Source organism: Chitinibacter tainanensis DSM 15459 (genome assembly GCF_000429785.1).
Lineage (GTDB): Bacteria > Pseudomonadota > Gammaproteobacteria > Burkholderiales > Chitinibacteraceae > Chitinibacter > Chitinibacter tainanensis.
On the sequence record NZ_AUCN01000017.1, the window covers coordinates 295,474 to 309,627 of the forward strand.

13 protein-coding genes are annotated in these 14,154 nt (G+C 56.9%); 6 read left to right on the plus strand and 7 right to left on the minus strand.

Annotated features, from left to right (window positions below):
• Positions 1-107 precede the first annotated feature (107 nt).
• A complete protein-coding gene (gene pyk / locus G482_RS0106155; RefSeq protein WP_028449305.1) occupies positions 108-1,541 on the plus strand; it encodes a pyruvate kinase in 1,434 nt (477 codons plus the stop codon).
• 123 nt (positions 1,542-1,664) lie between these two features.
• On the opposite strand, the gene G482_RS0106160 is transcribed toward pyk, so the two are convergent.
• Together G482_RS0106160 and G482_RS0106165 are read right to left on the minus strand one after the other, a co-directional pair.
• On the minus strand, positions 1,665-3,551 hold the full coding sequence (locus tag G482_RS0106160) for a methyl-accepting chemotaxis protein (protein WP_034619022.1): 1,887 nt from the start codon (positions 3,549-3,551) through the stop codon (positions 1,665-1,667).
• 172 nt (positions 3,552-3,723) lie between these two features.
• On the minus strand, positions 3,724-5,937 hold the full coding sequence (locus G482_RS0106165; RefSeq protein WP_028449307.1) for a RelA/SpoT family protein: 2,214 nt from the start codon (positions 5,935-5,937) through the stop codon (positions 3,724-3,726).
• Between the two features lie 160 nt (positions 5,938-6,097).
• Here G482_RS0106165 and G482_RS17545 point away from each other — a divergent pair, with 160 nt between their 5' ends.
• Positions 6,098-6,676: a DUF2062 domain-containing protein gene (locus G482_RS17545; protein ID WP_034619024.1), complete on the plus strand. Its 579-nt coding sequence runs from the start codon at positions 6,098-6,100 to the stop codon at positions 6,674-6,676.
• Between the two features lie 144 nt (positions 6,677-6,820).
• Here the strand turns inward: G482_RS17545 and rsgA are convergent, their stop codons facing one another.
• The 3 genes from rsgA to G482_RS0106185 form a co-directional block, all read right to left on the minus strand.
• Positions 6,821-7,705: a ribosome small subunit-dependent GTPase A gene (rsgA, locus tag G482_RS0106175; protein WP_028449308.1), complete on the minus strand. Its 885-nt coding sequence runs from the start codon at positions 7,703-7,705 to the stop codon at positions 6,821-6,823.
• Positions 7,706-7,720: 15 nt separating this feature from the next.
• Positions 7,721-8,035, minus strand: a complete 315-nt coding sequence (locus tag G482_RS0106180; RefSeq protein WP_028449309.1) for a 4a-hydroxytetrahydrobiopterin dehydratase — start codon at positions 8,033-8,035, stop codon at positions 7,721-7,723.
• 71 nt (positions 8,036-8,106) lie between these two features.
• Positions 8,107-9,360 carry a M48 family metallopeptidase gene (locus G482_RS0106185; protein WP_028449310.1) on the minus strand — a complete coding sequence of 418 codons (1,254 nt, stop codon included), beginning with the start codon at positions 9,358-9,360 and terminating at the stop codon, positions 8,107-8,109.
• A gap of 90 nt (positions 9,361-9,450) precedes the next feature.
• Here G482_RS0106185 and orn point away from each other — a divergent pair, with 90 nt between their 5' ends.
• From orn to G482_RS0106205, 4 genes are all read left to right on the plus strand, one after another.
• Complete coding sequence (gene orn, locus G482_RS17550) at positions 9,451-10,047, plus strand: oligoribonuclease (protein WP_051258776.1); 597 nt, start codon at positions 9,451-9,453, stop codon at positions 10,045-10,047.
• 21 nt (positions 10,048-10,068) lie between these two features.
• The gene (locus tag G482_RS0106195) at positions 10,069-10,581 is read left to right on the plus strand and encodes a CinA family protein (RefSeq protein ID WP_028449311.1); all 513 of its coding nucleotides are present in this window, start codon (positions 10,069-10,071) and stop codon (positions 10,579-10,581) included.
• Positions 10,581-11,291 carry a helix-turn-helix transcriptional regulator gene (locus tag G482_RS0106200; protein WP_028449312.1) on the plus strand — a complete coding sequence of 237 codons (711 nt, stop codon included), beginning with the start codon at positions 10,581-10,583 and terminating at the stop codon, positions 11,289-11,291. The genes G482_RS0106195 and G482_RS0106200 overlap by 1 nt, the downstream gene beginning before the upstream one ends.
• 75 nt (positions 11,292-11,366) lie before the next feature.
• A complete protein-coding gene (locus tag G482_RS0106205; RefSeq protein WP_211227574.1) occupies positions 11,367-11,744 on the plus strand; it encodes a VOC family protein in 378 nt (125 codons plus the stop codon).
• 8 nt (positions 11,745-11,752) lie between these two features.
• Here G482_RS0106205 and G482_RS0106210 read toward each other — a convergent pair whose 3' ends face one another.
• Both G482_RS0106210 and G482_RS17555 read right to left on the minus strand, forming a co-directional pair.
• Positions 11,753-12,346 (minus strand): helix-turn-helix transcriptional regulator, encoded by a 594-nt coding sequence (locus tag G482_RS0106210; RefSeq protein ID WP_028449314.1) that lies wholly within the window; start codon positions 12,344-12,346, stop codon positions 11,753-11,755.
• Between the two features lie 77 nt (positions 12,347-12,423).
• The coding region (locus tag G482_RS17555) for a TolC family outer membrane protein (RefSeq protein ID WP_034619096.1) at positions 12,424-14,154 on the minus strand (1,731 nt) is incomplete at its 5' end.

Consider the following 14,154-nt stretch of genomic DNA (forward strand, 5'->3'; position numbering starts at 1 on the left):
TGATCATGCTCAGAGCCTGAGCGCCATATCTTGTCACAATACTTAACAATCATTGGACCATGACTGGTCGATGTCAGTCTTCGAATTAATCCGCAAAGGAGTCCTGCATGTTACGTAGCACAAAGATTGTATCCACCTTGGGGCCCGCTTCGGGTGATGCAGCTACCTTGGCGCGTTTGCTTGCGGCGGGCGTGAATATGGTGCGGCTGAATTTTTCGCATGGCACCGCGCAGGATCACCTGGATCGCGCGGCGCTCGTGCGCGAGCAGGCGAAAAAGCTAGGTCGGGCGGTGGCGATTATGGTCGATTTGCAAGGACCGAAAATCCGCGTCGGCAAATTCAAGAAAAACAAAATTGAATTAGCCAAAGGGGCCAAATTCGTTTTGGATGCCAATTGCGAAATGGGCGACCAAGACACCGTGGGGCTGGATTATAAAGAGCTGCCCAACGATGTGGAGCCGGGGGCGATTTTGCTGTTGGACGATGGCAAGATCCAGTTGATTGTCGATGCGGTCGAAGGCCCGAAAGTGTATACCACCGTGCTGGTGGGGGGCGTGCTCTCTAATAATAAGGGCATCAATCGCCAAGGCGGGGGGCTGACTGCGCCAGCGCTGACGGCCAAAGACATGGAAGACATCAAAGTTGCCGCGAAGCTACATGCTGATTATGTGGCGGTGTCATTCCCGAAAAGTGCGGCCGATATGTATATGGCGCGAACCTTGCTGCGCGCAGCGGGTAGCAAAGCGCTGCTGATCGCCAAGATTGAACGCACCGAAGCGATTACCAATCTGGATGAAATCCTTGAAGCTTCCGATGGCATCATGGTGGCGCGTGGTGATCTGGCGGTGGAAGTGGGCGATGCAGCCGTACCGGCGCTGCAAAAACGCATGATCAAGGCTGCCCGCAAGCAGAACAAACTGACCATTACCGCCACCCAGATGATGGAATCGATGATTTCCAGCCCGGTGCCGACGCGCGCCGAAGTGTCGGATGTGGCCAATGCGGTGCTGGATGGGACTGACGCGGTGATGCTGTCGGCCGAAACCGCCTCAGGCCAGTATCCGGTAGAAACCGTGGAGGCTATGTCACGCATTTGTTTGGAAGCGGAGCAATCGCAGGACTATAAGGTGAGCAGTGCGGCTTTGCTGGATGGCGAGTTTTCGCGCATTGATCAGGCGATCTCGATGGCCGCCCTGTTTAGTGCCAACCACCTGAATATCAAGGTGATCGCGGCACTGACCCAGTCAGGCTCGTCGGCATTGTGGATGTCGCGTGTGGTTTCAGGGGTACCGATTTATGCGCTGACGCCGGAAGCTGAAACCTACAGTCGGCTGGCTCTATTCCGTGATGTTGAGCCCGTGATGCTCTCGCATGACAACACGGATCGCGAATCGCTACTGGTACGCGCCGAGAGTGAAATGCTTAAACGTGGGATTGTGCAGCCAGGCGATCTGATTGCTTTCACCTTTGGCGATGTTGTTGGCTTAGGTGGCGGTACTAATTGCCTGAAGATTGTGAAAGCGGGTTTTTCCGGCCGCTGAGCTTCTAATTGGCGGAGCTTGTTTCGCCCATTAAAAAAGCCACCGGAAGGTGGCTTTTTTAATGGGGTATTGCTTTAAAAGTATTTCAATTTAATGCATATCTAGCAATACCCTGGTTGAGTATTAAACTTTGAAGCGCCCAAACATTTGCCGCAGGAAGCCGGCCAGGTGGTTGAGTTGCTCTACTGACTGATTGGCACGATACAGTGCCGCATCGGATTGCTGCATCTGGTTGGTGATGTTTTCGGCGCTTTGGGCCATCATGGTGGTGGCATCTTGCTGCTCTTTGGTAGCCAGCGCGATTTCGCTCATTTTCTCCATCACTTGGCTCATATTCTGGCGAATATCCACAATCTTGCCAGCGGCTTCGTTCGACAAACTCACCCCGCTTTGAACTGCATTCAGTGTGGATTCCATATTGCGCACTGCTGCGTTGGTCTCGCCACGAATCCCGTCAATCATGCCGGTAATTTCCAGCGTGGCCGAGCTGGTGCGTTCGGCCAGTTTGCGCACTTCATCCGCCACCACGGCAAACCCGCGGCCTTGCTCGCCAGCCCGCGCCGCTTCAATCGCAGCGTTCAGCGCCAGCAGATTGGTTTGGTCGGCAATTTCTTTAATCACTTGGATAATGCCGCTGATTTCTTGGCTACGCTGATTCAGGCGATCAAGCAGGGAAGACAATTCGCTGACTTCGCTGGCTGATTTGCCCACTTCGGCCGCGACTTCGTTCATGGTTTTAGCTGAGTCGGCCGAGAGGGCCCCGGTGTTGTTCACCAGATCATTGGCTTCACCCGCGTTGTCGGCAATGTGGCTGATACTGACGGTGATTTCCTCAATGGTGGCGGCGTTGGTGGCGGCCATATCCGACAACACGCGTGAATCATTGGCCAGCGTATTGATCACCTGATTAATCTGCTGCACCCCGCTGGTGAGGTTTTCTGTTTCCTTACGCAGGTCGCTAAACATGAGGCGCAGGCGATCGGTAAATTGATTAAAGGCTTTGGCGGTTTCGGCGATTTCGTCATTGCCTTCGATATGAATTTTGCGGGTGAGATCACCTTCACCTTGGGCAATTTCAATCATCCCGTCGCGGACGCGGCGCAGGCCATTGAGCATGCGATTCACTAGCACACTGGCCACTGGTACGATCACCAGCAGAATCACCACCAAAGTACCTACGGCCAGCAGCAGCAATTGTTGCAGCGGCTGTTGTACTGCGGCTTCATCGATAATCAACACCAGATAAATATCGCTGTTATCAATCGCGCGGGCGAAGATAAATTTGCCCGCACCCGCGACATCGGCACGCAGCATATCCCCGCTGCTGGCAATACCCGCCAGCGCATCGGCGGTCAGGGCTGAGCTCACTTCGGTGCTGGGTTTGGTGACTTTGCTTTGATCCGCAGCGACCAAAACAGCACCGCTTTTATCTACCAGCAGAGCGTAGCCATCGCCGATCAATTTGATGTTCAGTACGTCTTTAACGATGTCATCCAGAATAATGTCTGTACCGATCACGCCATAAACTTGGCCTTGCTTTTTGACGGGGGCGGCAAACGACAAAATCAGTTTTTTGGTGCCCGCATCGATATAGGGTGGGGTCATCACCGTTTTGTCTTCTTTAAGCGCCTGCTGATACCAAGGACGTCCAGTTGGGTCGTAGCCCGGAGGCAGGCCCAGATCACGAGTGGTGATCATTTGTTTGTCGTGTACGCCTAAGTAGGCCGAATCAAATTTGGCGCTTTTCTCGGCTTGCAGCAGGGTAGGAATCGGATCTGGTGCAGTTTCCAAGGCTTTAGCCACAGAACTGACGATCATTTTTTTGTCGTCGATCCAGTTGCGTAGCATCACGTTGTAGCCGGTGGCAATGCCACTCACTTCACTGCGTAAGCCCTGTTCCAGCATCTGGCTGCGCATCTTGATGTATGCGCCCATCGTGAGCAGGGAGGCGATGATGAGCACCAGAACGGCGACGAAGGCGATCAGACGGACGCGCAGAGAAGTAAACATAGTGAGGCCCTTTTGAACTGCGAGGTGGTTATCTAGCAATAGACCAAGATCGGTAATATTGCCAAATTCTAAAGGGCCGGTTTAGGGATGGAAAGCCAACAAGGGTTTGGCTTTCGCCTTTATTTCAAGTAATTGAATTCTATGTGCTTCTGCTGTCGCATTTTTAATAGCATCAATGGCGTTGGCAGCGAATGATGCCTGACACCTCCTGAATTCTGGCGAATATTTTTTGTAATTGTTCGTTGTCGCGGATTTCAATTGTGAGTGCGATCCGTGAGCGGCCATCGCGGGCTTGCATATTCGCTGCGCTCACATTGATTTTTTCGCGCGACATAATATCGGTGAGATCGCGCAATAAATTGGGGCGCTCATTGGCTTCCACTTGAATATCCACCGCAAACACATGGCCATTACCCTGCAAATTACCCCATTCGGCTTTAATGAGTCGCTCTGGTGTATCGGCGGCGAGGCGTTTCAGCGCTAAGCAATCGCAACGGTGAATCGAAATGCCGCGCCCCTTGGTCACATAACCCATGACCGGGTCGGGTGGCACGGGCTTGCAGCACTTGGCCAGCATGGTCATCAGTTTGTCGATGCCCTCGATCAAGATCCCCTCGCCATGCTGGCTGGCGCGAGCCGCTTTCACGAAGTCTTCTGGTGTTTCTTCGACCGGTGGTTCGGCGGGGCGCTGTGCATCGCTAAAGGCCAGATTGAGTTCACGCAGGCTGATTTCACCTTGGCCTAGGCCAACATACACCTCATCAATGGTTTTGCACTGCAGGCGGCTGGCGACGGTATCCTGATTCAGATTGCTCGCGCCGGCGCGCGATGCTTCCTTGTCATACAGGTTTTTGCCTGCTTCGAGCGCCACATCGAGATTTTGCTGGCGAATCCAGTGGCGGATTTTTTGCGCCGCCCGATGGCTTTTCACATACCCTTGGTGCAGCCAATCAAGGCTAGGGCCGCCTTCTTTGGTGGCTAGAATCTCGATGCGCTGACCGTTTTCCAGCGCGGTATTCAAGGGCACGATTTGGCCATTGATCTTGGCCCCACGGCAGCGATGCCCCAGATCTGTGTGCAGGTGATAGGCAAAATCCACCGGCGTGCTGCCCTTGGGCAGGGCAATTACTCGCCCGGCGGGGGTGAGCACATAGATGGTGTCCTGAAACAGCTCAGCTTTGAAGGCGTCGGTGAATTTATCATCGGCGGCGACATCTTCGCGCCAATCCAGCAGCTGGCGCAGCCAGGCGATTTTTTCTTCATAGCGCGCATCACCGTGGCCGCCTTCTTTGTAGCGCCAGTGGGCCGCCACGCCATGTTCGGCATGATCGTGCATCTCAAAAGTGCGGATTTGCACTTCCACCGCTTTATCCTGCGGGCCAATCACCGCCGTGTGTAGGCTGCGATAGAAATTGCCTTTGGGCTGCGCGATATAGTCGTCAAATTCGCCCGGGATCGGCTGCCACAGGTTGTGCACAATCCCGAGCACTGTGTAGCAATCTTTGACATCATCGACCAGCACCCGCACGGCGCGGATATCGTAGAGCTCGGAAAAGTCGAGCTTTTTCTTCTGCATCTTTTTCCAGATGCTGTAGATGTGTTTGGGTCGCCCCATCAAATCCACGTGGGTGACGCCGGCTTTGGCCAGCTCGCGCCGCAGCGTTTCGAGCACATCGGTGATGAAATGCTCGCGATCGACCCGCCGCTCGTCCAGGAGCTTGGCGATTTTTTTGTAGGTGTCGGTATGCAGGAAGCGAAAACCGAGGTCTTCCAGCTCCCATTTGATTTGCCAGACCCCCAGCCGGTTGGCCAGCGGGGCAAACACATCCAGTGTTTCCTGCGCGATTTTGCGGCGGCGCTCTTCGGGCAATTTGGCGATGCTGTGCATGGTTTGGGTGCGCCAAGCCAATTTGATCAGCACTGCGCGAATGTCTTCCACCATCGCCAGCAGCATTTTGCGCTGCGCTTCAACCTGCTGGGCGTAGTCATCGGCTTTGCCACTGGCGGGTTTGGCCAGCGCGCGCAGCTTGCGCACTTTGCTCACGCCATCCACCAGCTTGCTCACCACTGGACCAAAGCGTTTTTCAATCGCCTCGGCAGATTTATCCAGTTTGTCGGGGATGCAAAACAGCAGGCTGGCAATGACGGCGTTGGCATCCATGCGCAAATCGGCCACGATGGAGGCACTGGCCACCGCGTGTAAAAACAGCGGCTCGTCGGTATCGGTATTGAGTGCATTACCATACACCTCGGCAATCCAGTCCAGCGCTTCGCGCAGGCGCGTGAGCTCGGCCGGGGCATAGCGCTCGGCCAGCGCGGCCAGCCAGCGATCCGGGTCGGCCGCTTCAGCAATCGATTGGGCAAGGGGGCGGGTAACTGCAACCATGAAAAACGTAGCCTCTAACAGTCGGGCGGCCAGCAAAACGGGCACAAGCGGGTGCCGGCAGGCGCCGGTGAGCTCCGATTGGCAGAAAAAACTGCCAGCACACTGAATTTTGCCGAAAATAGTGGGTCTGTGATAGCGAAATTATGAACTGAAACCTGTCATGCCCAGAAAACTATTGCGTCGATATTTGCCAGATCAAGCCCAGTTGCAAGAAAACCGGGTGCTACGGCGCTTTGCGCACTGGTTTGAGCACCCTAATTACTGGCATTTGAATCGACGCTCGGTGGCGGGTGGTTTGGCGGCCGGCATGCTGGGCGGGCTGATACCCGGGCCTTTGCAGATTATCACCGCCTCGCTGCTGGCCTGGTGGTGGCGGGTGAATTTACCGGTGGCGGTGCTGGGCACTTTTTACACTAATCCCCTGACTATTGGCCCTTTGTATTGGCTGGCCTTCACCTTGGGTAGTTGGGTGACGGGCCAGGATGGCGTTGCCACTATGGCGCAAATGCCGTCGCTGTGGCAACTGGGGCTGTGGGATTGGCTGCTGGCATTGCCAGATTGGCTGGCGGCACTGGGCGCGCCTTTATTGGTTGGGCTGCCGCTGCTGGGGGTGTTGCTGGCGCTCGGGGCGTTTGTACTGGTGCAGCTGGGGTGGCGCCTATCTGTGTATCGCTTGGTAGCCAAGCGTAATCAACGTGTTCAGGCCAATACTGGGGGCAGGTATAGAAAGGTGAGCTAGTTGCTCGCTTCAGGCTGAAGCCTTCATGCTCTATTCCCACCCCTCCCGTCCCCTCCTTGAGGGGAGCCTCGCTGCGCGAGTGAAGTTCGTCATCAATCTGAGGCGAACTAATCGTTCGCTTTTTACCGCAGCGAGTGCGCTGACTCAGTAATTGTTTTTGGCCAGATAGATTTCATCCTGCAGCCGGTGCAAAAGCTCCAGTCGGCCGGGGGCGATGTCGCCGCTGGCCACGGCGGCGGTGACTTGGCAGCCGGGCTCTTGCCGGTGGCGGCAATTGGCAAAGCGACATTGGCCAATATACGGCACAAAATCGGCCATCAAGCGCGGCAAGTCTTCAGCTGCCACGTGGGCGAGCCCAAATGATTGCAAACCCGGCGAATCAATCAGCTCGGCGGTTTCGTCCAGCTTATATAGCTGCGCGTGGGTGGTGGTGTGTTTGCCGGAATCCAGCGCCTGTGAAATCTCATTCACCCGCGCATTCGCGTCAGGAATCAGCGCATTGGTGATGGTGGATTTGCCCATGCCCGATTGCCCCACCAGTACGCTCACCTGGCCGGCTAGCCATGGCCGCAAGGGGCTTAAATCCTGTTTGGCCGAGATTTCAACGACCGGATATTCATAGCGCTGATAGTAGGCCAGCCGCGCGCGGGCTTGCTCGCTTTCGGGGAGGTCACATTTATTCAGGCAAATCAGCGGGCGGATGCCGGCTTCGGCGGCGGCCAAAAGCGCCCGGCCAATGAGTTCATCCGAAAAGCTGGGCACTGGCGCCACCACGATGATGATTTGCGTGACATTGGCCGCGATGAGTTTGCTTTTCCACTGATCAGAGCGATAGAGCAGGGTTTGCCGCTCTAGCGCCTTATTGATCACCGCTTGCTCTTGATTCAGTACGGTGATGGCTACCCGATCGCCGCAGGCATAATCGGTTTTTTTGCCGCGGGTGGAGGCCGATAGGCGTTGGCCATCGGCTAATTCCACAATATAAACTTTGCCGTAACTGGTAACGATGCGGGCGGTGGTGTCGGTCATGAGGTCCTGAAGTCGCTAGGGCTTAAGTAAATCCACCCGCGCGGCACAAATAAAATCATTACGTGAAAGGCCGCCGGCCGAGTGGGTATTCCAGCTCAGCTTGCAGCGCGAAAAGGTTAACTCCATGGCCGGATGGTGATCTTGCTGGTGCGCAAGATAAGCCACCGCGTTGGCAAAGGCCATGGTCTCGTGGAAATTGCGAAAGCGGAATATTTTTTCCAGCGAGCCATTATTGATAATCCAGTCGTGCACCTCGGTGCACAACATTTCGGCGGCGACTTCGTCGAGTTTGTCTGCTTTTGCGGCGCAGTGTTCGTCAGCCAATGCCATGGTGCGCTCCTTATTTGGCGGGGGTAAACAGTGTCTTTCTAGCACGGTTTTTTACCCTCGCCAGCGCTATCTCATCCTTGGGCTAAGCGTTGCAAGGCAGCAATTCGCAAGCTGGCCGGCGGGTGACTGTCATAAAACATGCTGTGCAGCGGATCAGGCGTGAGCGTGGCGGCATTATCGCGGTATAGCTTCACCAAGGCCGCCACCAAATCACTGGCCGCAGTCTGGCTGGCGGCGTAGGCATCGGCTTCATATTCATGCCGGCGCGACATCAGTGAGCCCAGCGGCGAAAAGATAAAGGTAAACACTGGCAAAACCAGGAAAAACAGCAATAAAGCGCTGGCCGTTGAAGCGCTTTGCACGCCCAAGCCCTGATAAAACCACAGCTCGGTTTTGAGCTGGCCCAATAACCACAATAGGCCCAGCATCAGGGCAAAAGTCCAGATCAGGCGTTTGGCAATATGGCGGTGTTTGAAATGCCCCAGCTCATGCGCGAGCACGGCTTCCACTTCTTGCGGAGCCAGATGGTTGAGCAGGGTATCGAAAAACACAATGCGCTTGGCTTTGCCCAGGCCGGTAAAGTAGGCATTGCCATGGCTGGAGCGTTTGCTGCCATCCATCACAAATAGGCCATTGCTTCGAAAACCGCAGCGCGCCAGCAAGGCTTCAATCCGCGTTTTCATTTCGCCATCGGCCAGCGGCTCAAAGCGATTGAACAGCGGGGCAATATAGGTCGGAAATAGCCACATCAATAGCAGCGAAAAACCCAGCCACGTCGCCCAGACATACAGCCACCATTGCTCGCCCATGCGGCCCATCAGCCACAGCACCGCAGCGACCAGCGGCAGGCCAATCAGCGCCGCCAGTGCGGTGGATTTGAGGGTGTCGGCGATAAAGAGCTTGGGGCTCATCTGGTTAAAGCCAAAGCGCGCTTCGATCACAAAGGTGGAAATCCACGCAAACGGCAGGCTCAGCAGCGAATTGGCGATGGCCAATAAGCTGATTAGGGCCAACCCTTGGGCGATTTCATGGCTAAACCAGCTCTGGCTCAGCTGGCTAAACCACTCGATACCGCCGCCGAGGGTGAAGGCGGCCAACACCATGGCATCAAAAATACTCACAAACAGCCCAAAGCGGGTTTTGGCCACGGTATAGGCGGCCGCTCGGCCATGCGATTCGAGGCTGATTTGCGCGGCAAATTCCGCCGGCACCGTCTGGCGATGGCGCAAAACATGGTTGATATGGCGCATGCCCAGCCACAGTTGCAGAGCAACACTGGCGACAAGGGCAAACACAAACAGAATAGAAAATTGGCTGGCAGTCATCGGTGGGGCAAGCCGGCCGTAGCGGGCGTGCGCCCAGCGGTACGGTTTGCGGCTAAAATAGCGGTTTGGATTAAATTCAAGCGAGTAAGTATGCCACAAGACCAGAACTACTTGGCGTGGGTTGATATGGAAATGACGGGCCTGGAGCCTGAAACCGACCGCGTACTGGAAATCGCGCTGATCATCACCGACAGCCATCTGAACATCGTGGCCGAAGGCCCGGTACTGGTGGTGCATCAGCCTGCCAGCGTGCTCGATGCGATGGACGAATGGTGCTCGAAAACGCACGGCAATTCCGGTCTTACCGCCCGCGTGCAAGCGTCAACGCTGGATGAAGCCGCGGTTGAAGCACAAATGCTCGAGTTTCTGGCGCAATATTGCCCTAAAGGCGCTTCACCTTTGTGCGGCAACTCGGTGCATCAGGATCGCCGCTTCCTAGTGAAATACATGCCGCAACTGGAAAGCTGGTTCCACTATCGCAATCTGGATGTTTCCACCGTGAAAGAGCTGTGCAAACGCTGGGCTCCACAAGTGGCTAAGCAATTCAAAAAGCGTGGCGCGCACACCGCCTTGGCGGATATTCAGGAATCCATCGACGAGATGAAATTTTACCGTGAGCATTTCATCAAGCTGCCGGGGCAGGGCGTGGATGTGACGCTGCTGCAAACCGAAGAAGATGATGCGTAAGTATTCGGCCGAGGAGCGGCGATGACTGATTTTCCTGCACCGTTTGCCCGCGAAGTCGATGCGCTGGCTACCGAAATTGGCCAGCTCTTGCTCGCGCGGGGTGAAACGCTGGCAACCGCTGAATCGTGCACCGGTGGTTTGATTGCGGCGGCGATTACCGAGATTGCCGGCTCCAGCGCTTGGTTTGAGCGCGGCTATATCACTTATGCCAACCACGCCAAGGCTGAGATGCTGGATGTGCCACCGGCGTTTATTGACGGGTTGGGCGCGGTGAGCGAGCCGGTAGTAGCGGCGATGGCGCAAGGCGCGGCCAGCCATGCCAGCGCGCGCTGGGCGATTGCGGTATCCGGCATCGCCGGGCCCAGTGGCGGTACGCCAGAAAAACCAGTCGGCACGGTGTGGCTGGCTTGGGCGACCCCGGCTGGTATTGTGACCGAACGGCAGGTATTTGCCGGCAATCGTTCACAGATCAGGGCGGCCACGGTATACCGTGCCTTAGAGCTTCTAGCCCAATTATTGCTAGAGGCAGCCTGATGGCCCGCGCGGCCCGCTTGCTGGATTTGCTGCAGCTCTTACGCCAGCATCGATTTCCGGTGAGCGGGCAGGCGTTGGCGGCGGAGCTGGGTATCAGTTTGCGCACGCTGTACCGCGATATTGCCACCCTGCAGGCGCAGGGCGCGGAAATTAGCGGCGAGGCCGGGCTGGGCTATGTGCTCAAGCCCGGTTTTGTTTTGCCGCCGCTGATGTTTGATCAAGATGAGCTGGATGCTGTGTTGCTGGGCTTGAACTGGGTGGCTGAGCGCACCGATCCGGCCTTGCAAAGCGCCGCGCGGCAGGCCTTGGCCAAAATCAGTGCGGTGCTACCCCCGGAGCGCCGCCCGCAGCCGGGGCAAGCGGTGCAGCTGGTGGGGCCTGTACCCTTGGCGCCCGAGAGTAATGCCTTGCTGGCGCAATTGCGCCAGGCGATCCGCCGCCAGCAGGTGCTGCAGATTCATTACCTCGATCTGCAGCAGATTCCGTCGCGCCGCGCCATCTGGCCGTTGGCGATTGGCTACTTTGAGCAAGTGCGGGTGCTCGTGGCCTGGTGCGAATTGCGTCAGGGTTTCCGCCATTTTCGCACCGACCGCATTAGCCACTGCGAGCCATCGGGGGCGCGTTATGCCGGTTCGCGGGCGCAGTTACTGCAGGCTTGGCGCGCGCAGGAAGGCATTGCCCGTAGCGTGGCGACTGCTGACATTTTCTGACACTGGCATGGCGCATAGTGGGGGTACGGACAGGCCACAGTGGCCGATCCACTGACCAACCCACGGAGAATGACCATGACTGCTTTTGACCCTAGCTATGTATTGCTGTATGTCCAAGACCCACAAGCCAGTGCCGCCGCGTATCAGCGCTTACTGGGGCAAGCGCCTGTCGAGCTGAGCCCGACGTTTGCGTTGTTTGTGCTGCCGTCTGGGCGCAAATTGGGTTTGTGGCAGCAGCCAGGGGTCTTGCCGGTGGCAGAGGGGCAGGGCGCGCGGGGTGAATTGTGCAGCACGGTGGCCGACATGGCGGCGCTGGAAGCCGCCCAAACCGCCGGCGTTGCGGCGGGTTGGACGCTAATCCTGCCGATTACTGAAATGGACTTTGGCACGACGCTGGTGCTGGCCGATGCCGATGGCCATCGCCTGCGTTACTTCGTGCCAGCCCAAGCTTAAGGCGGGGTTTAGTTCAGGCCATTTAAGCGCAAGGTGAGCTGCACCCGATCGGCAATGCCCAGTTTTTCGTAGCAGCTGGTCAAGTGCGCCTTGACCGTGCGCTCGGAAATATTCAAAAAACGGGCGATTTCCTTATTGGCATAGCCTTTGGCGGCGTAGCGGGCGGTTTCCAGTTCCCGCTCGCTCAGGGCCGATAAATCGGGTGCCTGTTGCGCGGGTAAATGGTTGATCGCGGCCAGAATCCGCTGCACCAGGCTACGCCCGGCCCAGATTTCGCCAGCACTAACCACGGCCATAACTTGCTGCAATAATTCATTCGGTGCGAGCGCGTGGCAGTAGCCGCGTGCCCCCATGCTCAGCCACTGGTGACCTTGCTCATCGCTGGGTACGGTACTGGTGGCAATGCTGGCGTAGCGCTGTAAAGCGGTCCGCCATTTTTCAACAATCTGACATGCCGGGTGCTGGGTATCCAGTACCACGATGCTGTCCGGAGCCAAATCCGGCAGTGGATAAGCGACGGGCTGACAACGCTCCCCCCACGCTTGCTGCCAGTGCTTAAGCAGGCTGGCATCTTGGCTGAGCAGATAAATCAACTGACTCATGCGTATTCCAATCTAAGCGGGTATTGTGCTGCAAGGCATTATTGCTAATGCCTGCAGCCCAATAGGTGGGGGTAGTATTACTCAGTACGACCGCTGGTCACGCGCTCGCGCTGGATCTTCCATTTGCCACCTTCCTGCACCAGCTCCAGCGTCTTTTGCACGGTGTCGCTGTAGTCTTGCGAGTGGTATTGCTGGGTGAAGGTCACTTCGCTGCGCTCTTTGCTCACCACTTTGCAGCTTGGCTGTTCCAGTTTCAGCGTGATCGGGCCTTCTTTGGTCACGCGCACGCGGCGTTTGGCGGCCCAATCGGCGCGGCTGCGGCCGCCACTGGCTTCGAAGCTTTGTGCGTAGAAGCCCAGATAGGTGTCCAGCTGTTTGCCCGACCACGCGGCCGACCAGTTGCTGACCAGATCGGTGACGGCTTTTTCGCAGGTGCTGCTGTCCGCCGGTTTGGCTTCCGGGGCTGGGGCCGGGGCAGGCATGGCTGGGCGCGGTGGACGACCGGCCAGTGCGGCGTCGCGGTCGAGTTTCACGCTGTCGATCAGATTGCCGCCGCAGGCGATTTTTTCATCATCGCTGATGCTGTCGCCCAGATCATCCGCCGGGGCGGTGTTTTCCAGCGGGGCCAGTTGCAGCGCGCCCAGCAGCTGGTGGGTTTGCGCCAGTACGCGCGCTTGCGCCAGCTGGTAGTCAAACTCGCCATTTACCAAGGCGATGCGGGCTTCAAACAATTCGTTTTCGGTATCCAGCACGTCCAAGAGCGAGCGCTGGCCAATGTCGAACTGGCGGCGGAAGGCATCGCGCGATTTCTCGGTGGCCAGCACGTGCTGATCCAAGTAGCCGATCTGCTCTTTCAGCTTGGCGGTGTCGTTCCAGGCGATCTGGGTGGTTTGGCGAATATCGCGGCAGACTTTGTCGCGCACTTCATAGGCCACGTTCAAGAGTTCGGCGTATTGCGCCGCGCGTGCCGTGGTGGTGCCACCGCGAAACAGGTTGTAATTCATCACCAGCTGAATGCTACCGTCGCGGTAGTTGCCATCCAGATTGTCGCGGTTTTTATCCAGGCCTTGGCTAGCGCGCAGCTCGAAGGTCGGGTAGTAATCGCTCTTCTTGTTTTGCGCGTCGGCGCGGGCCGAGCGGATGTTGTACACCGCGGCTTTGAATTGCGGGTTGGTTGCCAACTGAGTGCGCAGGCTGGCGGTATCGCGCGGCAAGACCGAGGCCAGATCAGCTGGTTTGCTCATGTCATTGCTTGGGGCCATGCCGGTCAGGCGTTCGTAGCGCGCGGAAACATCATGCAGATTGGAAGATTGGGTCAGCCAATTGGATTCGGCCAGCGCCAAACGGCCGGTGGCAGTTTCCAGATCCACGCGGCGGCCCACGCCGGCATTCACGCGCTCGGCGATCTGATCGTAGGTTTCTTTGTGAATGGCGTAATTGTCGCGGGCCAGATTCACCAGCTCGCGGTAGCGCAAGACATCCAGATACGCCTGGGTGGTTTCCAGCGCAGCTTGATCGCTGGCGGCCAGCAATTCGTAATAGCGAGTCAGTTTGCCATAGCCGAGGCGGCGCACTTCGGTTTGGGTGGCAAAGCCATCAAACAGCATCTGGCGCAATTCCAGATTCACGCCAGGGTGCGTGAAACTGCCGGTTTTGCTCTTCGGATAATCTTTGTTTTCGACGCCGTAATAGCCATTCAGATCGACGCGCGGATAGTAATTACCCTTGGCAGCATTTTGCTCTTCGCCCGCGGCTTTGTAGCTCAGCCATTTCATGCGTACTTCGGGGTTTTTGAGGATGGTTTGCTC